Raw genomic sequence first — 26135 nt, forward strand, 5'->3', positions numbered from 1 at the left:
GCGTCAGCCGATCTCCTCGTCGACGAAGCACCAGCGCCACGCCTCGCCCGGCTGCGCCGAGCGCATCACCGGGTGACCGGTGGACGCGAAGTGCTTGCTCGCGTGCTGGTTCGGCGACGAGTCGCAGCAGCCGACCTGCCCGCAGCTCAGGCAGGTACGCAGGTGCACCCAGTAGGTGTTGCCGATGGCGACGCAGTCCGCGCACTCGTCCGGGGTGAGCGGCTCGGCGGTGCCCGCCTCAGCCAGGTGCTGACAGCTCACTGGTCCACCTCCTGCCGCAGCAGCGACTCTTCCAGGTCCAGGTCACGGTAGGCCTGCACCAATACCTCCTCAGGAATCCGACCGGAGTCCCGGGCAGCCCGGAAAACGTCCCGCTCGGCGTCGATCATTTCTTGTCGCAGCCGACCGTACGCCTGCGAGGGGGTCTCCCGCTCGTCGCCGCCGAGCCGTTCCCAGGCCATGTTCGTACGGTCCTCCTGCACCCGACGCAGCCGGTCCACCACGGGAGCGGGCGCGCTGTCGGCCAACTCCTCCAGGCGGTCCCGCGCTGCCCTGCTGGCCTGCTGCTGCACTCCGGCGGCGGACAGGGCGTCCTGCACCGGGTCGTCCTGGGGCAGCTTCAGCCGGCGGGCGACCAGCGGGAGGGTGGCGCCCTGGCCGACCAGGGTGACCACGATCACCGCGAAGGCCAGCCAGATGAACAGGGCCCGGGGGTACGGCTCGTCCTCGGCCAGCGTCAACGGCAGGGCCAGGGCGGCCGCGAGCGTCACCACGCCGCGCATCCCGGCCCAGCCGATGATGATCGGGATCTTCGGGGAGGGGGCCTCGTCCCGGCGGCGAATCCGGGGGACCAGCCGGGCCAGGTAGGTGGCCGGGAAGAGCCAGACGAAGCGGGTCAGGAAGACGGTGGCCAACACCGCCACGGTGATCAGGACGAGGGAGCTGGCCGGCTCGTCGAGATCCCGTACCACGTCCCGCAGTTGCAGCCCGACCAGGAGGAAGACCAGCCCTTCGAGGAGGAACCGCACCAGCCGCCAGAACGCCCCGGTCTGCAGCCGGGACGCCGCCGACAGCAGTTGCGGCAGCTTGTGGCCGAGGGCCAGCCCGGTGACGACCACGGCGACCACACCGGAGGCGTGCACGTGCTCGGCCGTGAACACCACCGCGAACGGGATGATCAACGACAGCGCGTTGTCCAGCAGCGGGTCGCTGATCCGCCGGTGCAGGAAGCCGAAGACGACCGCCCCGAGCGCGCCGATCAGGATGCCGCCGCCGGTCGCGCGCAGCACCTCGACGGCCACGTCCGCCGTGCCGACGGTCGTACCGATGGTGGCCATGGTCGCGACCCGCAGCAGCACCAGCGCGGTCGCGTCGTTGACGAGGCTCTCCCCCTCCAGGATGGTGACCACCCGGCGGGGCAGCCCGACGCGGCGCGCGACCGCGGTGGCGGCCACCGCGTCCGGCGGCGCGACCACCGCGCCGAGGGCCAGGCAGATCGCGAACGGCACCTGCGGCAGCAGCAGATGCAGCACGAAGCCCACCGCGAACGCGGTGAACAGCACCAGACCCACGGCGAGCAGCAGGATCGGCCGGATGTTGTTCTTGAACGCCGGCACCGACGTCTCCAGCGCCGCGACGTAGAGCAACGGCGGCAGGATGCCGATCAGCACCAACTCCGGCTCGAGGTGGATCTGCGGGAAGCCCGGGAGGAAGGACAGGGCCAATCCGAGTACGACAAGAAGGATCGGCGCGAGCAGGCCGAGCCGGCGGGCCAACGCCGCGCCCAGGGTGGCGATCGCCAGGAAGACGACGACCGGAAACAGGCTTTCCATGGGGTACGAGCCTAGGGGGCGGGTCGTCGACGCCCGATCAGCCGGCCGGACGCAACTTCGGCAGCACCTCGGCGCCGAACGCGTCGATGAACCCGCGCTGCTCCTGCCCGACGTGGTGCAGGGCGATCTGGTCGAAGCCGAGCGCCACGTACTCCTCCAACCAGCCGACGTGCCGGCCCAGGTCCGCCGAGACGTTCACCACGTCGGCGACCCGCTGGGCGGGTACGTCGGCGGACACCTCGTCGAAGTGCTCCACGGTCTCCAGGTCCCAGCAGACCGGAGGGGCGAAGACGTTGCTGCGCCACTGGTCGTACGCGATCGCCTCGGCCTGTGCCTGCTCCGGCGCCCAGGAGACGTGCACCTGGAGGTGCAGCGGTCCTCGGCCACCGGCGTCCCGGTACGCGTCGATCATCGCCCGCAGGTGCTCGACGGGCGCGTTCACGGTGATCAGGCCGTCGGCCCACTCGGCGCACCAGCGGGCGGTGGCGACGCTGACGGCGGCACCGACCAGCGCGGGCGGCTCCTCGGGGCGGGTCCACAGCCGGGCCCGGTCCACCCGGACGAGGCCGTCGTGGCTGACCTCCTCACCGGCCAGCAGCGCCCGGATCACGTCCACACACTCGCGCAGCCGGGCGGAGCGGACGTCCTTGCGGGGCCACGCGTCGCCGGTGATGTGCTCGTTGCTGGCCTCGCCGGTGCCGAGGGCGGCCCAGAACCGGCCCGGGTACATCGCGCCGAGGGTGCCGATCGCCTGCGCGATGATCGCCGGGTGGTACCGCTGGCCGGGGGCGTTGACGACGCCGAACGGCATGCCGGTGGCCTGCAGGGCCGCGCCCAGCCAGGACCAGGCGAAGCCGGACTCGCCCTGCCGCTCGCTCCACGGCGAGAAGTGGTCGGAGCACATGGCGGCGTCGAAGCCGGCCCGCTCGGCGTGCATCACCGCTTCCAGCAGGGCGCGGGGATTGATCTGCTCGTGGGAGGCGTGGAACCCGAACGTCGTCATGGGCGCATCTCCTACCCACGACGACGTCCGGTGATGCCTGCTACTCGGCGTGCGCGCCCGCGCCGGCCGACGCCGCCCCCTCGCCCACCCACACCGTCTTGGTGTTGCAGAACTCCCGCATGCCCAGCTCGGACAGCTCCCGCCCGTAGCCGGAGTTCTTCACGCCGCCGAAGGGCAGCTCCGGGTACGAGGTGGTCATGCCGTTGACGAAGACGTTGCCGGCGTCCAGGTCGGTGGCGAAGCGCTCCTGCTCGGCCGGGTCCCTGGTCCAGGCGTTCGACCCGAGCCCGAAGCTCGTGCCGTTGGCCACCTCGATGGCCTCGTCGTAGGACGACACCCGGTACAGGCCGGCGACCGGCCCGAACACCTCCTCGGACCACATCCGCATCTGCGGCGTCAGGTCGGTGACGACGGTCGGCGGATAGAACCAGCCGTCGCCGCTGGGCAGCTCGCCCCCGCAGAGCACCGTCGCGCCGTTGTCCACCGCGTCGCGCACCTGGGCGTGCACCTCGTCGCGGCCGTGCTCGCTGGCCAGCGGCCCCACGTCGGTGTCGCCGTCCATCGGGTCGCCGACACGCAGCGCGGCCATGTTCGCGGCGAACTTCTCGGCGAACGCGTCGAAGACGTCGGTGTGCACGATGAAGCGCTTGGCGGCGATGCAGGACTGGCCGTTGTTCTGGCAGCGGGCGGTGGTGGCGACCTCGGCGGCACGGTCCAGGTCCGCCGAGGGCATCACCACGAACGGGTCGCTGCCGCCCAGCTCCAGCACCGTCTTCTTGAGTTCCCGCCCGGCGATCTGCGCGATCGACCGGCCGGCCGCCTCGCTGCCGGTGAGCGTCGCGGCGCGTACCCGGGGGTCGGCGAGGATGCGCTCGACGGCGTCCGAGCCGACCAGCAGGGTGGTGAACGCGCCCTCCGGGAAGCCGGCGCGGCGGAACACGTCCTCCAGCAGCAGCGCGGTCTGCGGCACGTTCGAGGCGTGCTTGAGCAGGCCGGTGTTGCCGGCCATCAACGCCGGGGCGGCGAAGCGCATCACCTGCCAGAGCGGGAAGTTCCACGGCATCACGGCGAGCACCACGCCGATCGGCTGGTAGCGGATGAACGCCCTGGTCGCCTTCACGGCGGCGGCGTCGGCGGGCTCGTCGGCGAGGAACGCCGGGGCCTTGTCGGCGTAGAAGCGGGCGGCCGTGGCGCACTTGGTCACCTCGGCCTGCGCGGCGGCGTACGTCTTGCCCATCTCCGTGGTCATGATCCGGGCGATCTCGTCCCGCTCGGCGTCGAGGAGGTCGGCGGCGGCGTTCATCCACCGGGCGCGCTCCTCGACGCCTGTGCCGCGCAGCTGCCGGTACGCGAGATCGGTGCGCTCGATGGCGGCGTCGAGCTGTTCGGTGGACATCGCCTCGTAGGTCTTGAGCACCTGACCGGTGGCGGGGTTGGTGGTGGCGATGTGCGGCATTTCGCTTCTCCTGTCACTCGAACAGCGAGTGTCGTACGCCCGGCTCCTCGCGGCGGCGGGCGGCGCGGCGGCGTTGGATCACGACCAGATCGACCACGGCGACCACCGCGAGGATCGCGCAGAGCACGCCCAGCCAGGCGATCCCGGCCCAGAACGCCAGCACCGCGAAGATCACCATGATCACCAGTCCGAAGCTGGCGAGGGTGAGCCGCAGGTTGAGGGCGCTGTACGCGTGCCCGACCGTGCCACGGGCGCGCCGGGGCTGCGATCTCGTCATACCTCCCGATCTACCCGCGATCGGGGGTGTTAACCGGTGGCCGACGACTCCACGCGCGGCGGCACTTATAGCATCCCGACGGCAGGTCCGAGGCACCTTCGCCGCATACCCGACAGCAACTTCCCGCCCGACCGGGTCCAGCGCATAGAGTTACCGCGCTGTCGCTCTGTGCTGCGAGACAGGGGATGTCATGCCTCGACGCTGGATCGCCGCCCTGGCCTGCCTCGCCGCACTGGTGGCGCTGGCCTGCGAGGGTGGCACGTCGGCGTCACCGCGCCCCACGAAGAGCACGCCGTCGTCCGGCGGCCCCGGTGGCATCGCCGCGCTCGGCGACTCGATCAGCACCGGCTTCGCCTCCTGCCTGGTCCTCACCTCCTGCGAGCGCAACTCGTGGTCCACCGGGGACGGTCTGCGGGTACACAGTCACTACCGGCGGCTGCTCGACCAGGACTCCGCGATCCGCGGCCGGGCGTACAACCACGCACGGCCCGGCGCCCGCGCCGACGCCCTGGAAGGCCAGGCCCAGGCAGCGGTACGCGACCGCGCCGACTACGTCACCGTGCTGATCGGCGCCAACGACATCTGCCGGGGCGGGGTGGACGCGATGACCCCGGTGACCACGTTCCGCACCGACGTCGACCGGGGCCTGCGGGCGTTGCGCACCGGCCGACCGAAGGCCCGGGTGCTGGTGGTGAGCATCCCCGACCTGTACCGGCTCTGGGAGGTCGGGCACACCGACGGACGGGCGACGCGCGCGTGGAAGCGGGGCATCTGCCCGGCGCTCCTGGCCAACGCGACGTCGAACGCGGCCGCCGACAAGGCCCGCCGGGCCGCCGTCCGCGAGCGGATCGACGCGTACAACGTGCAGTTGGTGGCGGCCTGCCGGGCGTACGGCTCGCGCTGCCGGCACGACGGCGGCGCGGCGCACCGGGTGCGCTTCACCCTGGACCTGCTCAACCCGCTGGACTGGTTCCACCCCAACGCCACCGGCCAGGACCGGCTGGCCGAGGTGACCTGGCGCGCCTCCGGACTGGCCGACTGAGTCAGCCCGCCAGAGGGGCGGATCAGGAACGGCGGGGCTCCGGAACGGCGGTGCCACGGCGACCGTAGAGCGCCCGCGAGCGCTCGGCCAGGTCCTTCGTGGCGGACGAGTTGGCCCAGGTGCCGAGCACGATCGCCGCCCCGGGGACGATCTTGGCGATGACGCGTTTGGCCGCCCGCACACCGGCCATCTGGGCGAGCCGGACGCCGAGCTGCAACATGACCCGGCCCAGCGGACGCTGACCACCCAGGCCGAAGAGCGCGTCGGCGCGCTCCCGGCCGGCGGCCACCCCGAGCGCCAGGCGGGCGCTCTCGGCGACCTTGTGCACCCGTTGGAGGACGAGCAGATCGGTGGCCCGGTCGCTGTGCAGCGGGTCGACGTCGTACGCGGCGGCGACGTGCAGGACCATCCGCGCCTGGGTCCAGGCCAGCACGCCGACGTCGAGGACCGCGCCGGGCAGCCCGGCCGCGCCGGAGACCGCCCCGGACAGGCGAGCCAGGTTGACGAACTTGCGGACCGCCTGGTCGGCCAGGACGTCGGACGAGACGCCGGGGTGCTCGTTGCGGGCCCGGGCGGCCCACTGCGCGGCCTCCGGCCCGAGTCGGCGCACCGCCTCCAGCGCGAGGTGCTCCGGGGCGTACTGCGGATCGTCACGCATCCGGTCCCACAGCCGCGCCGGCGGACCTTCGGGCGTGGCCGCCGGCGCGACCGGCAGGTCGGCCGACGGCTCGGGGGTGGGCGCGGCGGGTTGACCGCCGGCGGGCGGGGTGTCGGTCACCGGGTCTCCCCAGGGGGTGGGTACGGGCAGGACGGCCGGTGGCGCGGTCAGCGACGGCGGTTGGACAGGCGGGTGGCCAACCCCTTGAGCTTCTGCTGGTTCTCCGGCTTGGCCAGCTCGCGCCGACCCCGGTCCACCAGTTGCTGACCCTTGGGGGACTTCAGGAAAGTGCTGATCCGCTGCATCAGAGACATAACGTCCTCCTGTCGGTGATCCCTCAGTCATGTGTACCCCGAACCCGCAACGGATGTACCCGGGACGCGACAGGCTCAACCCTCACCGTCCATAGTGGTCGGTAGGCTACCGCCCGGTCGGCGCGATGGCGTCGACGACCCGGGTGGCCCGCCATTCGTGCTGCTGGTAGTACTCCGGGTACGCGGAGACCTGCACCGCCTGCGCGGCGTCGGTGAGGCGCATCTGCTCCCAACCGGGCACCTGTTCGAGCGCCGTGAGGAACTGTCGGGTCGCGAACTCCGGGTCCATCAGACGACCGACCGGACCCCAGCCGCTGCTGGAGCGCTGCTGGAACAGCCCGACCGAGTCGTGGTCCCAGCCGACGCCCTGGTGCGGGTAGTCCTGCGACTCCGGCAGGACGCCGCTGGCGACGTTGTAGAGGTTGCTCTCCTGCATGGCGGTCGCCACCGCGATGACCAGGCCACGGCGCGGGACGCCCATCTTGCGGCCGGCGCGGACGATCGCCTCGGCGTTCTCCATCTGGGCCTTGTCGAGACCGGCGACGGGCGCCGGGCGGGTCGGCTTCGCCGGGGCGACCTTGCGGGCGCGGGGGGTGGCGTCCGGGTCGGCGGGGGTGGTGGACGCCGACGGGGTGGCGGACGGGGCCGCCGAGCGGTCGAGCCCGCGGGAGGCGGCCTGCCGCTCGGCGCGCTCCGCCAGCTCGACGCCGGCGGTCTTCTCGCGCGACTGCGCGCCGGCATCCTGGTCCCGAACCTGCACGACGGCGGCCAGACCGAGGCAGCAGACCACGCCGGTGGCGAGCGCCACCTGGGCACGGCGTCGACCGCTCAGGTCGCGGGCGTACGCCCGAAGCCGACTCGCGGCGGTTGTCCGTTCGGCTGAGGTGAATTCCTCTGTTTCGGCAGTGGGGCTACTCGGGGCGTACGGGTCGTCGAGGGTGCCGTCGTCACGCATCAGCCGAGGCTAGGCAGACCGGAGCCCCGATCACGCACGGTGATCACGTGGTCATCGCCACAGAAACGGGTGTCACCGGTGGACGACCGGGGCGGGTCGACCCGCCCGGGGAACGAACGTCGCGTACCGGAGGAAAGCGGCGCGGCGTGCAGGCGGGCACGGGCCGCGACAGAGACGGACACCGGTCCGCGCGACCCGACATGATCGACAAACTCGGCCTTTGGGCCGAACCGCCCATCGGCCGATCGGCGTAATCGGGTGGTTCGTCCGATCGTGCCCACCGGGCGGGCGACGGATCGCCCGACGCAGGAATGCGCCAGGATGGCGGGTACGTTGCCCGAACCGGATGCTGTCCGTCGCGACGGCACCCGAACATGCACATTCCAGGGAGGTCCGCACCGGTGCTCGACCCACACGAGCTCTACCAGCTCACCGACGATCTGCCCGACCTCGGGCAGCCGGTCCTGATTCAGGCCCTCACCGGGTTCGTGGACGCCGGCAACGCCAGCCGGCTGGCCCGCGAGCAACTGCTCACCTCGCTCGAGGGTCGGCCGATCGCCACGTTCGACGTGGACCAGCTCTTCGACTACCGCTCACGGCGACCGGTGATGACCTTCAATGAGGACCACTGGGAGAGCTTCGACGCGCCGGAGCTGGAGCTGCACCTGCTGCACGACGACGATGAGACGCCCTTCCTGCTGCTCACCGGCCCCGAGCCGGACCTGCAGTGGGAGCGGTTCACCGCCGCCGTCGCGGGGCTCGCCGCCCGGCTCGACGTACGGCTCACCGTCGGGCTCAACTCGATCCCGATGGCGGTCCCGCACACCCGGCCGACCGGGGTGACGGCCCACGCCACCCGTCCCGAGCTGATCAGCGGGTACGAGCCGTGGCTGCAACGGGTCCAGGTGCCCGGCAGCGTCGGCCACCTGCTGGAGTTCCGCCTCGGCGAGCAGGGCCGCGACGCGCTCGGCTTCGCCGCCCACGTGCCGCACTACGTGGCGCAGACCGAGTACCCGGCCGCCGCCGAGGTGCTGCTGAGCGCCGTGTCCCGCAGCACCGGGCTGTTGCTGCCCGGGGACGGCCTGCGCTCGGCCGCCGAGGTGGTCCGGGTGGAGATCGACCGGCAGGTCGCCCAGACCGAGGACGCCGCCGCGCTGGTCCAGGCCCTGGAGGAGCAGTACGACGCGTTCGCCCGCGGACGCGGCGAGCGGAGCCTGCTCGCACCGGACGCCGGGCCGCTGCCCACCGCCGACGAACTCGGCGCGGAGCTGGAACGGTTCCTGGCCGAACAGACCCGCCCCGGCGACACTCCCGGAAGCTGAACCCGGCCGCCCCCGAGGCGGCCGGGCGGCGACACGGCGCGCGGCTGAGGCGGCGTCGCGGCGGCGGATACGGCAGGGTGGACGTATGCGCCTGGCGACCTGGAACGTGAACTCGGTGAAGGCCCGGCTCCCCCGGCTGCTGGAGTGGCTGGACGGCACCGGGCCCGACGTCGTCTGCCTGCAGGAGACGAAGTGCCCCGACGGCGCGTTCCCGGTAGCCGAGGTGGGCGAGCTCGGCTACACCGTGGCCAGCCACAGCGACGGCCGCTGGAACGGGGTCGCGATCCTGTCCCGGGTCGGCCTCGACGACGTCCGCGTCGGCTTCGCGGGCGAGCCGGGCTTTCCCGAGCCGGAGGCCCGGGCCATCTCCGCCACCTGCGACGGGGTGCGGGTCTGGTCGGTGTACGTCCCCAACGGCCGCACGCCCGACGACCCGCACTACGCGTACAAGCTCGCCTGGTTCGCGGCGCTGCGCGACGCGCTGCAAGCGGAGCTGGCCGGCGGCCGGCCGTTGGCCGTCTGCGGTGACTTCAACGTCGCCCCGACCGACGCCGACGTCTGGGACCCGGCGGTGTTCACCCACTCCACGCACGTCACCCCGGCCGAACGGGCCGCCCTCGCCGCGCTGCGCGACCTCGGTCTCAACGACGTGGTGCCGACCCCGATGAAGGGGCCGCACCCCTTCACGTACTGGGACTACCGCGCCGGGATGTTCCACCAGAACAAGGGCATGCGGATCGACCTGGTGTACGCCTCAGCGCCGTTCAGCCGAGCGGTCCGCTCGGCGTACGTCGACCGGGAGGCCCGCAAGGGAAAGGGCCCCTCCGACCACGCGCCGATCGTGGTCGACGCGGACCTCGTCCCGGCGGTCGAGGCGTTCTGACCTCCGGCGCTCCCGCCGCCGGGGCGCCGGGGCTGGCTAGGGTGGGCAGATGGCAGTCGTGAAGATCAACGCAATCGAGGTCCCACCGGGGGCCGGCCCCGAGTTGGAGAAGCGGTTCGCGGCGCGGGCGGGCGCGGTGGAGGGCTCCCCCGGCTTCCTCGGCTTCGAACTGCTCCGCCCGGTGGCCGGTGAGACCCGCTACTTCGTCTACACCCGGTGGGAGAGCGAAGCGGCGTACCAGGCCTGGGCCGCCGGCTCTTCTCGCCAGGCCCACGCCACCGCCGAGGGCGACAAGCCCCGCCCGCCGGTGTCCAGCGGCGCGAGCCTGCTGGAGTTCGAGGTGGCCCTGCACGTCCCCCAACCCTGAGCGGCGCTACCAGCCACGTTCGATAGTCAGCGCTTCTGGAACATGACCGAAGCTACTTCCGCCGTCAGCTCGATCGCCCAGTCGAGCTGCGGACAGTCGTTGCGGCCTCGGCACTCCAGGCACCCACCGACTCGCCACGGTTGGTCAAGCGCCCGGGTCCAGTGAGCGTCCAAGACCCTGTTGGCTATGAACAACTCCGTCGCCTTGGAGATCGGCTCATCGATCGGCACCACGACCACCGTTCGACAGGCAGACGGTTCCTCGGGTTACGAACGGCGGGTACTCAAAAGCCCGCTCGTTGATCCAGGACGGCCGTACCAGGCCGGCACGCATCTTGACGCAGTCGATGTACGTCCCATGTCCGCCGCTGTACTCAGACTCACGCCGCAGTCGAAGGATCCGTCGTTTCGGTCCATGCTTGCTGTGGTTCGCCACGGTTCCGCCTCTCCCGGTCGCTCTCTGAGTGGGTTCCAGTCGCTCTGCGTCTCACCTAGACACCTTAGACGTCCTAGGCGCTTAAGGGAACGTTGGCGTTGAGGCTGTTTCGTGATCATGATCGAATGGGGTTGCCCGATGAGAAGGAACCCCCACCATGCCGATACCTACCGGCGGATACCGCCAGATGGCCGAAGACCTGGCCTCACGCATCAGAAGCGGTGAGTATGCGCCAGGTGACAAGTTGCCGTCTTATGCTGAGCTGTCGAAGCTTTACAGCATTGCGGTAACCACGGTACAAAAGGGCATTAGGGTTCTAGAGTTTCAGGGCCTAGTGGTCGGCGTACCCGGTCGAGGCGTGTACGTCCGTGAGGACATCAAGCCCAACCTCTAACCCTCTGGCCGGCAGCTCGGCAATCCTGGACGGGATGGATTAGCAAGAGGACTGGGAAAGATCAAGCAAGCGATGCAATCCGACGTTGTCGACTAGTCCGATTCAATCGGCTAATCACTGTCGCCCATATCATTTGGCCGCGAGGTTCGAATTATCCAGCCCTGCTCATTAACGGAATCGTGTTTAACAAGCCCGAATCCATCTGGCCAAACGTGCGGCACAGAAGGCTTCCAGGTAGCCTTTGCCTCGCGAAAGTTAAACGAGCCTTTCACGCGAACAAAGCGAGTCGGGCCCCTGAAAGTTGTCTGCGAAAAGTCGCACTCAAACCCGAAGGCAGTCCTGTCAAATCGAGCCTGATAGTGAAACTGGGCAGCCCGGAAACGTGAATCGAGGAAAGCGGCTTTTCTGAAGAAGGCCGGACAGAAGTAGTGAGTCCTTGAAAAGTCCGCCAGCCCATGCGAGATTAGCGAGCTAAAAACGGCCGCTCCGTAAAACCTGGCGTCTTGGATTCGAATCGAGGCAACGGAGCAGCTCGAAAAGTCGAAGTCCAACAAGACGGCACCCGATAGATTTATCGACATATTCGGCCAGAAGGCGGCACCCCCATCCTCTTCGAATATCCTCCCATCTTCTACACCGACCACCCTCTTATTCCGCAAGTGATCAGATAACACCCTCTGAGCGGCCAACCGCACTTGTTGTTCTTGTTGGCGCCTCTCCTTATCTTCGATCGATACCTTCGCCGCATCATCGGTGGAGTCGAGCAATAGCGGGTTGAACGGCATTCGCAGATAGGCACACACCAAGTTGACGACCGTCTGCCTGTGCTCAGGGTTACCCTGACCCATACGCTCCAAGGCGTAAAGAGCAGCCATACGTACGGGCGCTTTATCAGAACCCAACTGCTCAGCAGCCTTGGTATACAGTTCGGTTACTCGACGCTCTGCCGCGTCATGTTTGGTGTCTTCAGCGGTCCGGTTCTTATATTCTTGGTCAGCGTGGTCTACACGCTCTTTCACGTACTGTCGGCGCAACGCCACGAATAGTGCGATCAGACCACCCGCACCTGCGCCCACGGCCAGAACGTTCCGAATGACGTCTACCCGTAGTTGGGCTGCTCGGACTGCTAGGTCCGGCGAGTTCGTGAACCTCGCCGGAACCTGAGCGGCGTGCCACATGAACCATGCTGCGACACCGGTTACCGTGAGAGCCACGATGGCCAGCGTTACCAACGTCGCAAGGTGGATGGGCTTGTAGGTCCGAGGCTTCGAAACCCTCTTAGGTCTAGCAAGCTTCTTGGCATTGCGCTTAGACCACTTCCGCCGCAGGAAGCCAACAAGCTTGATGCGCTTATACCACCTTCGACGTTCGGGCATCCCTGGATTATCTCGCACGGTCGCAACAACGGTGTTCCCACCTTCGGACATTATGCGAAGGAAGCAGAACCAGCTACTCCCCTCGGCACGCTACCCCGCATATGCCGAGAATGGTGGCTATGGGGTTCGTTTTGTCGTCTGGGCGATAAACCGCGGAAAGGCCAATAGTCGCAAACTTAAGGCGAACCTCGTTCGGCGTGAGCACCATTTCCGGCGCGACGCGCTGCCTGGACTTCCTGCGCTGAGTCGGGACCGCTGATCGACACGGGTTCGGCGATATCGGGGTATCTGCGCCCCCGGGACACCCCGATATCGCCGACCCCGTGTTGATCAAGGCGGAACCGGCAGGGGTCGGGCGACGCGGCCCAAAGGGCCGCCTTGAAGACGTATGGAAAGTTCTCACCGCCACTGCACCGAACATTTTCCTGCGACGGGCGACGGTTATAACCGCTCTATGGCAGATCAAGTGAGGCTCAACAACCTAACCCGAACATATGCACGCCGCGGCCGAGACAATCGACTCGCCGCGATGCATGAGGAGTTGTCGTGAGCGCTACAGCAGACCGTCCAGATCGTCTAAATCCTCTTTTGTGTCGACCCAATCCGCAATGTCAGCGTAGGCGTTTACGCCGGCATACACGTCCGGCACCAGTTCATCGAACGCTCGTAATAGGGGATAACCTACATCTGGCTCGACTGCGGCGATGTAACACGCCCAGCCCAACAGGCGACGCCGATACATTTCTTGATCTTCACCGCCGAAGTCCGCCATATAGGTGTCGTAGCCGAACTTCGAAATTATGTGCAGGATCCAACGCATACGGCGTTTTATCTTTCGTGGGATCCGTGGCCCGCCCGCGTCCCCCACGTATAAGCCGGTGACGTACTGCGGCCCACCTCGGCGCATGAAGGCCGTTTTACGTGTGTTCACTGACCAGCCAGCATCGTCAAGGATGCGCGCGATGTCCACCAAATGGCGGTCAGAAACCTCGCCAGAAAAGGTAAGGTCATCCACATATCGCGTAAACGACAACTCCCGTGACTGCGCATACTCTGCAAGCAAGCGGTCCGTGTCCTGGAAGGCCAAGTTGGACAAGAAGGGTGACGTGCTTACCCCGACGGGCAACTTGCCGGCGATAGTCACAACGCTTACAGCAATGTCGGTAGCCTTCTCGTCGTACCCCTGGCTTTGCAATGAAGCTCTCACCATTGCGGCTCTAATCGACGGGAAGAAGTCCTCTAGGTCTACGCGTAGTACGCACGTTTTGTCGAGGTGCTGGCTCGCATTGCTAACCGTGGAGCGTCCGTGAACGAATCCGTGAACATGCCCGGGTGCCTCATACGGCAATTGATCTGTGAAGCTGCGGTGCAGGTTCTTCGTAATTGCGTCGAATGGGCCGACTGGCTTGACTACTTCGCGTATGCCACCGTGCTTCTTGCGAGATGTCCACGGGAAATAGAGTCGTCCCTCGCCCAACGGGAGCGCCAACGATAGCGCCTCCAAGACTTCCGTGGATGCGCCCGCGTGTTGTGCAAGGTCATCAACCGAGAATGGCACTAATCACCCCCGGGGCAGTTGGACTTTTGGCGGTAGAGCCGCACTCGCTGTGCTAGGGCTATCAGGCAACGCGCGCGAACTCGCGCACAAGATTGACTGCGACCCTACCGCAAGCCGCAGTATAGCATACGTCAATGGAGTGGGTCTTTTCGGCTGGAGATGCGACCTTGCTCGAATGAATAGAGCAAAGAAACGAACGGTTCTATCTCACGGAAAGCCCTATAGGGCCAGTCCTTCGGACTTGTAGGGCAGCCCGCTTGGAGCCACCTGGTTACGGCTGACATGACGTAGTCGATTATGGCCATAGACATGCATTCCGCCTTGGCGACCATCACAATCTCTAGCCGCGGCAAGGGTGCCACCTTGCCGAGCGTTTCGTGCGCCCGCCCGGCAGCGCTATTGGGGAGCCGCCGGATAATGGATCCCATGCCTTCGCTCTGCTCTATTTGGCAGAGCAGTTCGGGTTCATTGCGATGTCGGATCAAGAGATCGCTCAACAATTTTACATACATGGATTCAATGCGCTCGGATTCGGTGTTGCCAGGAACACTCGTCCGATCCGTGACGACCATATACGCTCTAAAGAACAGGCTGCGCATCAATTCTAAGAATGGACCAGAGACATCTAGTGGGTCTGTCGAGCTATGGAATCCGTTCTTGCGGAATTCATCAAAGCCGGGATGTCCGATGAAACTGCTCTTGGCGCACAAGCGCTTATACAGATCCCGAATCCGTTGCTCCACATCGTCGGCGTCGTGCCCCAATTCGACCGCGCCGACAATCAACGGCTGGGAAGGATTTCCATTTCCCGACTCGTCCATGATTAGCCTCACCGCATTAAGCCCTTCACGAGGCTGGTTGTTGCGCCGTCATGACCGTACGCGCGTCGTCTTGCGGCACCAACAGTTGCGAGGGTGCAACTTCAGCCGGGATACGTTACCTGTAGTCCGGCGACGGTCACGTCCGCTAGCCGCTGGCATGTTCCGGCCCGATCTCGACAAGTTCCGGACCCTGCCGAGCCTAGGCCTCGCCAGAGTCGGGCGTGGATCAAACCCTGGTCAGGGCTTGCGGGACGACTGGAGGGTCGCGAACGCGATCACGTTGTCCTCGTAGCCGGTGCGTCCACCGATGAACTGGCCGCCGCAGGTGATGAGCCGGAGCCCGGCGGGGCCCTCGTGCCCGTAGATGCGCTCGGCGGGCAGTTGGTCCTTCGGAAAGCGCTCGACGGTGTCGACCTTGAACACCACCGTCGCCCGGTCCGCCCGGACGATCTCGATCAGGTCACCGGGCTTCAGCTTGCCCAGGTCGTAGAAGACCGACGGGCCACTCTTGGTGTCCACGTGCCCGACGATGACGGCCGGACCCGGCTCACCCGGTGTCGGCCCACGGTCGTACCAGCCGGTCTCGTTGTGCTTCTCCAGCGGCGGTACGGCGATCGTGCCGTCCGACGCCTGCCCGACCGGCGCCACCGGCGCGGAGACCTTGATCGCCGGGACGGTGAGGCGCACCGGACGGCTCGCCGACAACCCGACCGTCTCGCTGCGCGCCGGACGGTCGCCGCCGGCCGGGGTCAGGTCGAGCGGGCCGACCGAACGACCCAGTCCCGCGCCGGTGGCGAAGACGCCCACCAGCACCAGCACCACGGCCAGCGGCACCGACCAGGGACTACGCCCGGTCGGACGGCTGCGCCGGGGAGACACGGCGGTCGGCGGACGGGCGGCCACCGCCGGCCCCTCGCCGGAGACACGTGACGCGCGGGACACCGGCGAGGGCTTCGCGCCAACGGACGGGCCCGAATTGTCGGCCTGCTGGGCAGCAGCGGGTGGGCGGGCATCGCCGGGTGGGCGGGCATCGCCGGGCAGCCACGAGCCGGCGGACGGGCGCGAACCCGTGGGCGGACGCGATCCGGGCGGCGGCGGTGTGGGGCGGAAGATTTCCATGGCGGGCTCAGCGGCGCGCGACGCTACGGGGCCGGCGCAGGGCCACCACGGCGAGGACCAGGCCGGCGACCGTGAAGGCGGCACCGCCGGGCAGCAGCAGCTTGCCGGTCATTCCCCCGGCGCCGCCACCGAAGCCGGTCGCCGGACCTCGGCTGGGGTGCGGGGAGGGCATCTTCTTGACCACCTGCAACATGGTCGACGCCGTCTCGCCGTCGGGGCACTCCAGCTTGACCCGGTAGTTGCCGGGACGGGTGCGCTCGCGCACCATCGGCGCGGCGGTGAGCACGCCGCGCTGCGGTTGGACGCCGACAGCGCCGAACGCGTCCGAGACGACGGTGGCGCCGACCGAGTTGTCCCGGCAACTGGCCCGGATGCCGACCAGGTAGCCGGGCTGCACGGTGCTGGGGCTCACCTCGACGAAGACGTCCACCACGGGAGTGGGCTGCGGCGCGCCACCCGGCACGCCTCCGGGCTGCGGAGCGGGCGCGGCGACCGGCAGGGCGTAGAGCAGCCCGGCAGGTGCGGCAGCGGGGGCGGCCGGTAGCCCAGCCGAGGCGGCGAGCGCGGGAGCGGTGGCCAGCAGGGGGATGGCGAGCATGGTCGCCACCGACAGGAGCACGCCGCCGCGGGTCACTCGCACGATGCCCCCTCTCGACGCCGTCGGACCGCGCCGGGCAGCGGACCGCCCGGCCTGCCGTACCAACCAAATCCTCTCATCCCCGGTCGCACATCACATCCGATCCGCCGACGAAGTCGCGTACGCTCGGAGCGCTGTGACCATCACCGACCCTGACCCCGCCACCGTCCCGCCCGCCGGCCGGCCGATCCGCACCTTCCACCCCCGTCGGGGGCGGATGAGCAGCCGGCAGACCGACGCGTTGGACCGGCTCTGGTCCTCCTACGGCCTGGACGTGTCGGGCGAGCCCGTCGACCTGGCCGCCCTCTTCGGCCGCCAAGCCCCGGTGGTGCTGGAGATCGGCTCGGGCATGGGCGACAGTACGGCCGCGATGGCCGCCGCCGACCCGGACCGAGATTATCTGGCGGTCGAGGTGCACACGCCGGGAATCGCCAACCTGCTCGACCTGGCGCACCGCGCTGACCTGGGGAATGTCCGGGTTGCTCGGGGTGACGCACTGGAGCTGGTCAACGGCCTGCCGGAGGGCGCGCTGGCCGCCGTACACGTGTTCTTTCCGGATCCGTGGCCGAAGGCCCGGCATCACAAGCGGCGGATCATCCAGCCGGCGCACGTGGCGCTGCTGCGGTCCCGGCTGGCCCCCGGCGGCGTGCTGCACTGCGCGACCGACTGGGCCGAGTACGCCGAGGCGATGCGGGAGACCCTGGACGCGGACCCGGAGCTGGTCGTCACGTACGGCGGATTCGCGCCGCGCCCGGCGCACCGTCCGGTGACGAAGTTCGAGCGACGGGCGATCACCGCGGGCCGCCCGGTCGCCGATCTGATCTTCCGGCGGCGCTGACTGATCTTCCGGCGGCGCTGAATGCACTTCCGGCGGGGCTGAAATGCGAGCCGGTTGGCGCCGGAGGGCATGATCCAGGCACCATGGACAGGCTATGACGCTCACCGCCGCGCTGCCGACAAGCGCCGACCCCGACACCCTCTTCGACGCGTTCGCCGGCTGGGCGAAGGAGCGCGGTCTCGACCTCTACCCCCACCAGGAGGAGGCGGTCATCGAGATCGCCTCCGGCGCCAACCTGATCATGAACACGCCCACCGGCTCGGGCAAGAGCCTGGTGGCGATCGCCGCGCACTTCGCCGCCCTCGCCGACAGCCGGACGACCTTCTACACCGCGCCGATCAAGGCGTTGGTGTCGGAGAAGTTCTTCGCGCTCTGCGAGGTCTTCGGCGCCGAGAACGTCGGCATGCTCACCGGCGACGCCAGCGTCAACGCCGACGCCCCGATCATCTGCTGCACGGCGGAGATCCTGGCCAACCTGGCGCTGCGCGAGGGCGACCGGGCCGACGTCGGTCAGGTGATCATGGACGAGTTCCACTTCTACGCCGAGCCCGACCGGGGCTGGGCGTGGCAGGTGCCGATCATCGAGCTGCCGCAGGCCCAGTTCATCCTGATGTCCGCCACCCTGGGGGACACCACCCGCTTCGTCGACGACCTGACGCGCCGCACCGGGCGGCCCACCGCCGTCGTGCGCTCGGCCGAGCGGCCGGTCCCGCTCATCTTCTCGTACGCGATGACGCCGCTGCACGAGACGCTCGAGGAGCTGCTGGAGACCAAGCAGGCCCCGGTGTACGTCGTGCACTTCACCCAGGCCGCCGCGCTGGAACGCGCCCAGGCGCTGATGAGCGTCAACGTCTGCTCCCGGGCCGAGAAGGACATGATCGCGCAGGCGATCGGCGGCTTCCGGTTCACCTCCGGCTTCGGCAAGACGCTGTCCCGGCTGGTCCGGCACGGCATCGGCGTGCACCACGCCGGCATGCTGCCCAAGTACCGCCGCCTGGTGGAGACCCTGGCCCAGGCCGGCCTGCTCAAGGTCATCTGCGGCACCGACACGCTCGGCGTCGGCATCAACGTGCCGATCCGCACGGTGCTGTTCACCGGCCTGAGCAAGTACGACGGGGTCCGTACCCGCCTGCTCAAGAACCGTGAGTTCCACCAGATCGCCGGGCGGGCCGGCCGGGCCGGGTACGACACCATCGGTCGGGTCGTCGTGCAGGCCCCCGAGCACGTCATCGACAACGAGAAGGCCCTCGCGAAGGCCGGCGACGACCCGAAGAAACGCCGCAAGGTCGTCCGCAAGAAGCCGCCGGAGGGCTCGATCGGCTGGGGCCAACCCACCTTCGACCGCCTCGTGGACGCCGAGCCGGAGCCGCTGACGTCCAGCTTCGGAGTCAGCCACTCGATGCTGCTGAACGTCATCGGCCGGCCCGGGGACGCGTTCACCGCGATGCGGCACCTGCTCACCGACAACCACGAGGAGCCCGCCGCGCAGCGCCGGCACATCCGCCGGGCCATCGCCATCTACCGGGCGCTGCGGGCCGGTGGGGTCGTCGAGGAGCTGCCCGAGCCGGACGAGACCGGCCGCCGGATCCGACTCACCGTCGACCTCCAGCTCGACTTCGCCCTGAACCAGCCGCTCTCCCCCCTCGCGCTGGCCACCATCGAGCTGCTCGACGCCGAGTCCCCGTCGTACGCCCTCGACGTCCTGAGCGTGATCGAGTCGATCCTCGACGACCCCCGCCAGATCCTGTCCGCACAGCAGTTCAAGGCGCGCGGCGAGGCGGTCGCCGCGATGAAGGCCGAGGGCATCGAGTACGAGGCCCGCCTCGAACTGCTCGACGAGGTGACCCACCCGAAGCCGCTTGCCGAGCTGCTGGAGGCCGCGTACGAGATGTACCGGCAGGGTCACCCCTGGGTCGCCGACCACCAGCTCTCTCCCAAGGCCGTCGTCCGCGACATGTACGAGCGGGCCATGACCTTCACCGAGTACGTGCAGTTCTACGGGCTGACCCGCTCGGAGGGCCTGGTCCTGCGCTACCTGGCCGACGCGTACAAGACGCTGCGCCAGACCGTCCCCGAGGACGCCAAGACCGAGGAGCTGATCGACCTCATCGAGTGGCTGGGCGAGCTGGTCCGCCAGGTCGACTCCAGCCTCATCGACGAGTGGGAGCGGCTGCGCAACCCGTCCGACGTGGCCGAGGTGGCCCAGGCGCACGCCGCCCTGACCGACCGGCCACCGGCGGTGACCCGCAACGCGCGGGCGTTCCGGGTGCTGGTGCGCAACGCGCTGTTCCGTCGGGTGGAGCTGGCGGCGTTGCGCCGCTGGGACCTGCTCGCCGAGTTGGACGCCGGGGACGGCTGGGACTACGACGCATGGTCCGACGCCCTGACGCCCTACTTCGAGGCGTACGACTCGATCGGGGTCGGTCCGGACGCCCGCGGTCCGGCGCTGCTCATGATCGAGCAGGGCCGGGAAAAGTGGACCGTACGGCAGATCTTCGACGACCCGGACGGCGACCACGACTGGGGCATCAGCGCCGAGATCGACCTCGTCGCCTCGGACGAGGTCGGCGCGGCGGTCGTCCGGATCACCGACGTCGGCCAGCTCTGAGGTGCCGCGCCCGGTGGCGGTATCGCCCGCCGCCGGGTGCTCCGGAACCGAGCAGAGTCGCGGGACGGCGCGCGGCCACGTCCTCGATCCAGCCGAACAGCAGCATGGCCCCGGCGGTCAGGAGGCACACTCCGGCCAGCCTCAGCACGATCGACACCGCCGAGGTGTACGGCAGCACCGGCGCGAGCAGGACGAATATTCCGAGGCTGGCGGGAATGTGCCAGAGGTAGATGGTGACCGCCCGGGCGTTGACGACCCGCAGCACGGCGCCCAGCGGCACCCCGCCGACGAGCCGGGGCCGCACTCTCAACAGCACGGCGACGAGGGCCATCGACCACAGTGTCGTGCCGCCCGCGACGTGGTTGAGGTCGACGGCCACGCCGCTCACCATGGCGGTGAGGACCCAGGTTCCGCCGGCCACGGCCAGACCCGCGACGAGGCAGCCGTACCAGCGCCACGGCACACGATGCAGCAGCCGATCGTGGTGGGCGAAGCCCAGCAGCCAGCAGGACAGGTAGGCGGCGACGAAGTATCCGGTGCGCGTCCCGGCGAGGTGCATGCCGATCGGCAGTACGGTGGCGAACCCGATGCTGGGCCACGGCCAGCGACGGAACACCCGCAGCAGGATGGGTGAGAACAGCACCAGCCAGAGGTACGTGACGATGTACCAGAGCCCGATGTGGAAGCCCCAGGCCCAGGACGGTCCGCCCACGGGAGGCACCCGCAGGGGCAGGATCCACCAGACCAGTCCAGCCCATTCGCCCACGCCCTGTGGCCGCCACCTGACGGCGAGCACCGCCAGGGTGATCACACCAAACCCCCAGAACGGCAGCAGCAGCCGGCGCAGCCGCCGGAGCACGGCCGACGGACCGTGCCGGCCCAGCGACGCCGCCATCAGCGAGCCAGCGATGCCGAACATCAGACCCATCGCCGGCACCAACAGGCTCAGCCAGACCCAACCGGTCACGTGGAAGAGCACGACGCGGCCCAGGGCGATCGTCCGCAGCAGGTCCAGGTAGCGGTCCCGGTGGGTGGTGGGGTCGGCGGACGTGACAGTCCGCGCCGCCCCGCCCCGGCCAGGGATGACGACCCTGGACACCTCACCAATGACCACAAGGCACAGTAACGCTACAAATGGACCTATATGGCGCATCTCCTACGCAAAGGTTGAGCGGCCCGCCTTCACCGACTGCGATCGCGCGGTCGCCAGAACGTGGTCCCACCCCTCCAACTTCACTGGGCAATGTCAGACTCGTCGATTAGAATGTATGTACTAATAAAGATCCTGACCTGCAGGATTACGACTGGGAGGACGCCCGTGAACGCGCCCACCTCCACGCCCCTCACGCCCTACGCCACCCTGCTCGGCTTCACCCGCTACGTCGACCGCACCGGCCCCACCAAGGCGACCTTCGTGGGCGGTCTGCGCAAGCAGCGCGCCAGCCGCTCCGGCTTCAACCCGCACGGCCAGTTCGTCAAGGCGCTCAAGGCCGACATCGCCTTCCACACCGGCGGCACCCACCTGGCCGGCGTGGTCGACGTGGTCAAGCCGCGCTGGCGCCCGCTCTACCAGGCGCTGGTGCCCGGTGCCACGGCCTGGCTGCACTCCCTCGGCGATCCGGCCACCCTCGACCTGGCCCAGACCCGCGATGCCCTGGCCATGCTCGGCGACCTACCCGTCAAGATCAACCCCCACTTCGGCGTACGCCACCCCGACGGTCACGCCGACGCGGTCCGACTGCACTTCGACGAGGCGCCGCCGAGCGAGGAATCCATGCTCGCCACCCTGCACCTGATGGCCCGCCACATGGACGCGGTCCTCCCGCACGCCGAGCCGGTCCTGGTCGACGTCCGACGCGGTCAGGCCCACCGCATGCCCACCGACGCCAAGCCCGAACAGATCGAACGCTGGCTGGCCGGCGAAGCCGCCGCCTTCCGCGCCATCTGGTCCACCGCCGCCTAACCCCACCCCTCCACCCTCACCGCCCACCCGCGCCCAGCCAACCACCTGCCCACCCGCGCCCAGCCAACCGCGCCCGCCCGCGCTCAGCCAAGATCCGCGCAACATCAGGGATGCTGCTGCCTCCCGCGATCGGGAGGCAGCAAGACCACCGAAGTTGCGCGGATCTCGGCGTACTCACCCCCGGCGGGAGTTATCCACAGGGGCTGTCGGCGGCCACGCCTAGCCGTCAGGGTGTCGACATGCCCGCTTCTTCACGACGTCCGGCGAGACTGCAGGGACGTGTCTGTCGCGGTTCCCGCGCCGTCGCCGACGGTGTGCTCACCCGTGCGGAACTACGCAGCGCGGCTTGGCGTCCGCTCTTCCGCGACGTTTATGCCGATGCCCAACTCGATGTCACTCACCGCACTCGTTGCGCCGCCGCTGCCCAACTCGTGCTACCGCCGGGTGTGGTGATCGCCGGGCGCAGCGCGGCAGCGCTCTACGGCGCGACGACGGTCGCCCACAATGAGCCCGTCGATGTGCTCGTGCCCACCGGCCAGCGATTCGGACCGGTGTCGGGGCTCGCCGTCCATGTCGGCGCGATCGACGAAGTCGACGTCATCCGACGCCAGGGCATCCCGGTGACCACGCCGACGCGCACCTGCTGGGATCTGGCCCAGTGGCTGCCGACCGAGGAGGCAGTTGCCATCGTGGATCGGCTCGCCCACAAGCATCTGGTAGCGCTCGCGCCGCTGCGGGCGAGTGCCCGAGCGCGGGTCGGCGACCGAGGGTGGAAACGCATGGTGCGGGTGGCCGATCTGGCCGACGCCGGCTCGGAGTCGACACCAGAGTCCCGACTTCGCGTGCGGATCGTGCTCGCCCGGATACCGACGCCGGTCACCCAGTTCGTAGTCGAGCACGATGGGAGGTTCGTGGCCCGTCTCGACCTGGCATGGCCGCATCTCAGGGTCGCCGTCGAATACGACGGGTTGTGGCATGACGATCCCGAGCAGCTCCACCGCGACCGCCGTCGCCTCAATCGGCTGCTTGGTGAGGATTGGATCGTGCTGCACGTCACCGCAAAACGACTCCGGGAAGACTTCGACGGCTTCCTCGACGAACTCCGTCAGGCCCTCCGTTCCCGCTCCCGCTGACCCGACCCGAGACGCACCAGCACCAGCACCAGCACCAGCACCAGCACCAAGATCCGCACAACTTCAGGGATGCTGCTGCTTCAACGGCTCGCGAGGCAGCAGTTTCCCCGAAGTTGCGCGGATCTTGGGTGAAGCGCGGGGCGGGGCTGATCAGGTGGCGGGGAGGTACTTGGCCAGGTCGTCGAGGATCTTGTTGGCGGCGCCGACGCCGATGCCGGTCATCCAGATCTCGTCGGAGACCGGGTACGCCTTGCCGGCCTTGACCGCGCCGAGTCCCTTCCAGAGGGTGCCGCCGGCCACCTTGCTCTGCTCGGCGGCGGCCTTGTCGCCGTACGCGGTCACGAAGATGACGTCGCCGTCGACCTCGTTGATCCGCTCGGGGCTGACCAGGTCGAAGCGCTTGTCCTCCTTGTTGGCGAGCAACTGCCGCTCGGGGCGGCCCAGGCCGGTGTCACCGATGACGATGCCGGAGAAGGAGTCCGGGCCGTACACCCGGATGTTGCCCGGGATGAACCGCACGATGGACACCTTGCGGGCGGCGGCGTCGCCGAGGGTCGCGCCGAAGTCCTTGGCCCGCTTCTCGTACGCGCCGAGCAGGTCCTTGGCCTGCTGTTCGCGGCCGAGCGCCTTGCCGTCGAGGAGGAAGTTCTCCTTCCACGTGATGCCCACCTTGTCGGTGAACACGGTCGGCGCGATGGCGGCCAGCTCGTCGTAGAACTTCTCCTGGCGGAACTTGCTACCGAGGATCAGGTCCGGCTTGAGGGCGTTGATCGCCTCCAGGTCGGGCTCGGTGAGCACCCCGACCTCCTTGATGCCGGCGAGCTTGTCCGCGCCGAAGTACGTGGGCCAACTCTTGGCCTCGCCGGCGGTCGCCGCGCCGACGGGCGTGATACCCAACGAGAGCGCCGTGTCGATCTTGTCGGTGTCGAGCACGACGACGCGCTTGGGTTCGGCCGGGACCTTGGTGGTGCCCATGGCGTGGGTGATCTCCCGGGTATCCCCGGTGGCGGAGCCGGCGACCGGGTCGCTCTCACCGCAGGCGGTGAGGCCGGCCCCGAGGGCGACGGCCGCGGCGAGAGCGGCGACGAGACGACGCATCAGTGTCCTTTCGAGGGGTACGTGCCGGCGAGCGGGGTGGCCGCGTCACCGTCGGCGGATCGGGCGTCCGGTACGGACGCCGTCGACGAATCGGGGGCGCCAGGGCCAGCGGCGGGAAGGGCCGGGCCGCCGGTGTGCGCGGGCACCACCAGGGGTGCGCCGGTCACCGGGCAGGGCACGACGACGCAGGCCAGCCCGAAGACGTCCTGGACCAGCTCGGCGGTGAGGATCTCCCGGGGCGGGCCGGCGGCCACCACCGCGCCCGCACGCATCGCGACCAGGTGGTCGGCGTAGCGGGCGGCCTGGTTGAGGTCGTGCAGGACGGCGACGACGGTGCGGCCACGCTCGGCGCGGAGCCGGTGCAGCAGGTCGAGCACCTCCACCTGGTGGGCCAGGTCGAGGAAGGTCGTCGGCTCGTCCAGCAGCAGCGCCTCGGTGTCCTGGGCGAGCGTCATGGCGATCCACACCCGTTGCCGCTGGCCACCGGAGAGGCTGTCCACCGGCCGGTCGGCGAGGTCGGCCACGTCGGCGAGAGCCATCGCCTCGTCGACCGCCGCGGCGTCGGACGACGACCACTGCCGCCACCACCGCTGGTACGGCTGGCGACCGCGTCCGACCAGGTCAGCCACGGTGACGCCCTCGGGCACCAGCGGGCTCTGCGGCAGGACGCCGAGCCGGCGGGCCACGTCCCGGGTGGGCAGGTCGCGGATGGCGGTGCCGTCCAGCAGGACGGTGCCCTGTCGCGGGGTGAGCAGTCGGGCCATCGTGCGCAGCAGGGTGGACTTGCCGCACGCGTTGGGGCCGACGATCACCGTGAACGCGTCGGTGGGCAGGTCCAGGGTGAGACCGTCGAGCACGGTCCGCTCGTCGTAGCCGACTACCAGGTCGCGGGTGGAGAGCATCACACGACTCCTCACAGGCGTCACGACGACCGCCGCCGTCCACGGAGCAACAGGAAGATCAGGTACGGGCCGCCGATCGCGGCGGTCAGCACGCCCGCCGGCAGCTGGGTGGGCGCGAACAGTCGACGGCCGGCCAGGTCGGCCAGGACCAGCAGGAGCGCGCCGAGCAGCGCGGCGCAGACGAGCGGGGGCCGTTCGGCGCGGACCAGCCGGCGGGCCAGTTGCGGTGCGACGAGCGCCACGAAATCGACGGCGCCGACCTGGGCGGTGACCATGGCGGCGACGAGCACGCCGGTGCCGGCGAGCCCGATCCGGCGGGCCACCGGGCGCAGCCCGACGCCGCGCGCGATGTCGTCGTCGAGGGCGGTGCTGTTCAGGGCCCAGCCGGCCCAGGCCAGCACCGGCAGCAGCACCGCGAGTGTGCCGGCGATCCAGGCCGCCTCGGTCCAGCCCTTGCCGGCGAGGGTCCCGATCAGCCAGATCTGCGCCCGCAGGCCGTCGATGGGGCCGGCGGTGAGCATGACCACCTCGGTCAGCGCCCGGAAGGCGAACGCGACCGCCACCCCGGCGAGGACGAACCGTTGCGCGGCCAGCCCGTGCCGGGCACCGAGGGCGAACAGCAGCACCGCCGCCAGCAGACCGCCGACCAGCGCGCTGGGCGCCACCAGGACCGCCGCCGCGCCGCTGGTCAACGCCACGGTCGCGGCGAGGCCGGCGCCCTGGGTGATGCCGATGACGTCCGGGCTCGCGAGGGGGTTGCGCGCGACGCTCTGGATCAGCGTGCCGGCCACGCCGAAGGCCGCGCCCGCCACCGCCGCCAGCACGACCCGGGGCAGGCGAAGATCAAGAACCACGAGGTCGTACGGGGTGCCCGCGCCGGAGAGCGCCCGCAGCACGTCGGCCGGGGCGACGTACGGCGTGCCCAGCGAGAGGCTGAGCACGACGGCCAGCAGGAGCAGCACGGTCAGCACGGCGGCGACCAACGTCGCGCGGCGACGGATCAGCAGGCTGACCGGCCCGATCCGCAGCAGCGACCGCCCGGGCAGCCGCGCCGAACCGCCGCCCGGTGTACCGGACAGGCGGGACGGGCCGCCGCCGGGCGCGCCGGGCGGCTCGGTCACAGCTGCGAGCCCAGACCGGTCGG

26 protein-coding genes are annotated in these 26135 nt (G+C 69.3%); 9 read left to right on the forward strand and 17 right to left on the reverse strand.

From position 1 onward, the window contains the following. Window positions 1-3: 3 nt before the first annotated feature. Genes ACIA3K_RS16090 through ACIA3K_RS16110 form a run of 5 tightly spaced genes read right to left on the reverse strand, consistent with a single transcriptional unit; the run spans window position 4 to window position 4568 of the window. Entirely contained in the window at window positions 4-261 is a 258-nt protein-coding gene (locus tag ACIA3K_RS16090; RefSeq protein WP_396801789.1) for a UBP-type zinc finger domain-containing protein, read from the reverse strand. Beyond that, on the reverse strand, window positions 258-1832 hold the full coding sequence (locus ACIA3K_RS16095) for a Na+/H+ antiporter (RefSeq protein WP_396801790.1): 1575 nt from the start codon (window positions 1830-1832) through the stop codon (window positions 258-260). The genes ACIA3K_RS16090 and ACIA3K_RS16095 overlap by 4 nt, the downstream gene beginning before the upstream one ends. 37 nt (window positions 1833-1869) lie before the next feature. Continuing rightward, window positions 1870-2835, reverse strand: coding sequence for a TIGR03885 family FMN-dependent LLM class oxidoreductase (locus ACIA3K_RS16100; RefSeq protein WP_396801791.1), 966 nt, complete (start codon window positions 2833-2835; stop codon window positions 1870-1872). Between the two features lie 40 nt (window positions 2836-2875). Further along, on the reverse strand, window positions 2876-4291 hold the full coding sequence (locus ACIA3K_RS16105; protein ID WP_396801792.1) for an NADP-dependent succinic semialdehyde dehydrogenase: 1416 nt from the start codon (window positions 4289-4291) through the stop codon (window positions 2876-2878). A gap of 13 nt (window positions 4292-4304) precedes the next feature. Continuing rightward, window positions 4305-4568: a DUF6343 family protein gene (locus ACIA3K_RS16110; protein WP_355050249.1), complete on the reverse strand. Its 264-nt coding sequence runs from the start codon at window positions 4566-4568 to the stop codon at window positions 4305-4307. Between the two features lie 190 nt (window positions 4569-4758). Between ACIA3K_RS16110 and ACIA3K_RS16115 the strand changes: the two genes are divergently transcribed. Further along, complete coding sequence (locus tag ACIA3K_RS16115) at window positions 4759-5610, forward strand: GDSL-type esterase/lipase family protein (protein ID WP_396801794.1); 852 nt, start codon at window positions 4759-4761, stop codon at window positions 5608-5610. A 22-nt stretch (window positions 5611-5632) separates the two neighbouring features. Here the strand turns inward: ACIA3K_RS16115 and ACIA3K_RS16120 are convergent, their stop codons facing one another. The 3 genes from ACIA3K_RS16120 to ACIA3K_RS16130 form a co-directional block, all read right to left on the reverse strand. Beyond that, window positions 5633-6388, reverse strand: a complete 756-nt coding sequence (locus ACIA3K_RS16120; RefSeq protein ID WP_396801795.1) for an EcsC family protein — start codon at window positions 6386-6388, stop codon at window positions 5633-5635. Window positions 6389-6435: 47 nt separating this feature from the next. Then, the gene (locus ACIA3K_RS16125; protein ID WP_396801797.1) at window positions 6436-6582 is read right to left on the reverse strand and encodes a hypothetical protein; all 147 of its coding nucleotides are present in this window, start codon (window positions 6580-6582) and stop codon (window positions 6436-6438) included. A 106-nt stretch (window positions 6583-6688) separates the two neighbouring features. After that, complete coding sequence (locus tag ACIA3K_RS16130) at window positions 6689-7537, reverse strand: peptidase M23 (protein ID WP_396801799.1); 849 nt, start codon at window positions 7535-7537, stop codon at window positions 6689-6691. Window positions 7538-7938: 401 nt separating this feature from the next. Here ACIA3K_RS16130 and ACIA3K_RS16135 point away from each other — a divergent pair, with 401 nt between their 5' ends. The 4 genes from ACIA3K_RS16135 (at window position 7939) to ACIA3K_RS16150 (ending at window position 10938) form a co-directional block, all read left to right on the forward strand. Further along, a complete protein-coding gene (locus ACIA3K_RS16135; RefSeq protein ID WP_355050254.1) occupies window positions 7939-8859 on the forward strand; it encodes a PAC2 family protein in 921 nt (306 codons plus the stop codon). Between the two features lie 85 nt (window positions 8860-8944). Beyond that, window positions 8945-9742 (forward strand): exodeoxyribonuclease III, encoded by a 798-nt coding sequence (locus ACIA3K_RS16140; protein ID WP_396801801.1) that lies wholly within the window; start codon window positions 8945-8947, stop codon window positions 9740-9742. A gap of 49 nt (window positions 9743-9791) precedes the next feature. Beyond that, window positions 9792-10109: an antibiotic biosynthesis monooxygenase family protein gene (locus tag ACIA3K_RS16145; RefSeq protein ID WP_396801802.1), complete on the forward strand. Its 318-nt coding sequence runs from the start codon at window positions 9792-9794 to the stop codon at window positions 10107-10109. Between the two features lie 622 nt (window positions 10110-10731). Then, a complete protein-coding gene (locus ACIA3K_RS16150) occupies window positions 10732-10938 on the forward strand; it encodes a winged helix-turn-helix domain-containing protein (protein WP_396801804.1) in 207 nt (68 codons plus the stop codon). A gap of 110 nt (window positions 10939-11048) precedes the next feature. Here the strand turns inward: ACIA3K_RS16150 and ACIA3K_RS16155 are convergent, their stop codons facing one another. The 5 genes from ACIA3K_RS16155 to ACIA3K_RS16175 form a co-directional block, all read right to left on the reverse strand. After that, entirely contained in the window at window positions 11049-12014 is a 966-nt protein-coding gene (locus ACIA3K_RS16155) for a pentapeptide repeat-containing protein (RefSeq protein WP_396801806.1), read from the reverse strand. 853 nt (window positions 12015-12867) lie between these two features. After that, complete coding sequence (locus ACIA3K_RS16160) at window positions 12868-13872, reverse strand: reverse transcriptase family protein (RefSeq protein ID WP_396801808.1); 1005 nt, start codon at window positions 13870-13872, stop codon at window positions 12868-12870. A 131-nt stretch (window positions 13873-14003) separates the two neighbouring features. Beyond that, window positions 14004-14693, reverse strand: coding sequence for a hypothetical protein (locus ACIA3K_RS16165; RefSeq protein WP_396801810.1), 690 nt, complete (start codon window positions 14691-14693; stop codon window positions 14004-14006). Window positions 14694-14930: 237 nt separating this feature from the next. Then, window positions 14931-15596, reverse strand: a complete 666-nt coding sequence (locus ACIA3K_RS16170) for a class F sortase (protein WP_396801812.1) — start codon at window positions 15594-15596, stop codon at window positions 14931-14933. A 223-nt stretch (window positions 15597-15819) separates the two neighbouring features. Beyond that, window positions 15820-16455 carry a hypothetical protein gene (locus ACIA3K_RS16175; RefSeq protein WP_396802140.1) on the reverse strand — a complete coding sequence of 212 codons (636 nt, stop codon included), beginning with the start codon at window positions 16453-16455 and terminating at the stop codon, window positions 15820-15822. A 130-nt stretch (window positions 16456-16585) separates the two neighbouring features. Here ACIA3K_RS16175 and trmB point away from each other — a divergent pair, with 130 nt between their 5' ends. Both trmB and ACIA3K_RS16185 read left to right on the forward strand, forming a co-directional pair. Then, window positions 16586-17287: a tRNA (guanosine(46)-N7)-methyltransferase TrmB gene (gene trmB, locus ACIA3K_RS16180; RefSeq protein WP_396801813.1), complete on the forward strand. Its 702-nt coding sequence runs from the start codon at window positions 16586-16588 to the stop codon at window positions 17285-17287. Window positions 17288-17381: 94 nt separating this feature from the next. Further along, window positions 17382-19895, forward strand: a complete 2514-nt coding sequence (locus tag ACIA3K_RS16185; protein ID WP_396801815.1) for a DEAD/DEAH box helicase — start codon at window positions 17382-17384, stop codon at window positions 19893-19895. Here the strand turns inward: ACIA3K_RS16185 and ACIA3K_RS16190 are convergent. Further along, window positions 19873-20994, reverse strand: a complete 1122-nt coding sequence (locus ACIA3K_RS16190) for an acyltransferase family protein (protein WP_396801816.1) — start codon at window positions 20992-20994, stop codon at window positions 19873-19875. The two genes, ACIA3K_RS16185 and ACIA3K_RS16190, sit on opposite strands and share 23 nt — an antisense overlap. Window positions 20995-21213: 219 nt before the next feature. On the opposite strand from ACIA3K_RS16190, the gene ACIA3K_RS16195 reads away from it, so the two are divergent. Both ACIA3K_RS16195 and ACIA3K_RS16200 read left to right on the forward strand, forming a co-directional pair. After that, window positions 21214-21858, forward strand: coding sequence for a hypothetical protein (locus ACIA3K_RS16195; protein ID WP_396801818.1), 645 nt, complete (start codon window positions 21214-21216; stop codon window positions 21856-21858). Between the two features lie 239 nt (window positions 21859-22097). Next, complete coding sequence (locus ACIA3K_RS16200; RefSeq protein ID WP_396801820.1) at window positions 22098-22991, forward strand: hypothetical protein; 894 nt, start codon at window positions 22098-22100, stop codon at window positions 22989-22991. Window positions 22992-23141: 150 nt separating this feature from the next. Here ACIA3K_RS16200 and ACIA3K_RS16205 read toward each other — a convergent pair whose 3' ends face one another. From ACIA3K_RS16205 to ACIA3K_RS16215, 3 genes are read right to left on the reverse strand one after another with little or no spacing between them, the layout of a single operon-like run. Next, window positions 23142-24089 carry an ABC transporter substrate-binding protein gene (locus tag ACIA3K_RS16205; protein ID WP_396801821.1) on the reverse strand — a complete coding sequence of 316 codons (948 nt, stop codon included), beginning with the start codon at window positions 24087-24089 and terminating at the stop codon, window positions 23142-23144. Next, the gene (locus ACIA3K_RS16210; RefSeq protein ID WP_396801823.1) at window positions 24089-24991 is read right to left on the reverse strand and encodes an ABC transporter ATP-binding protein; all 903 of its coding nucleotides are present in this window, start codon (window positions 24989-24991) and stop codon (window positions 24089-24091) included. The genes ACIA3K_RS16205 and ACIA3K_RS16210 overlap by 1 nt, the downstream gene beginning before the upstream one ends. Before the next feature lie 20 nt (window positions 24992-25011). Beyond that, window positions 25012-26112 carry a FecCD family ABC transporter permease gene (locus ACIA3K_RS16215; RefSeq protein WP_396801825.1) on the reverse strand — a complete coding sequence of 367 codons (1101 nt, stop codon included), beginning with the start codon at window positions 26110-26112 and terminating at the stop codon, window positions 25012-25014. Between the last annotated feature and the right edge of the window lie 23 nt (window positions 26113-26135).

It is taken from the genome of Micromonospora sp. NPDC051543, assembly GCF_044454415.1.
Taxonomy (GTDB): Bacteria; Actinomycetota; Actinomycetes; order Mycobacteriales; family Micromonosporaceae; genus Micromonospora.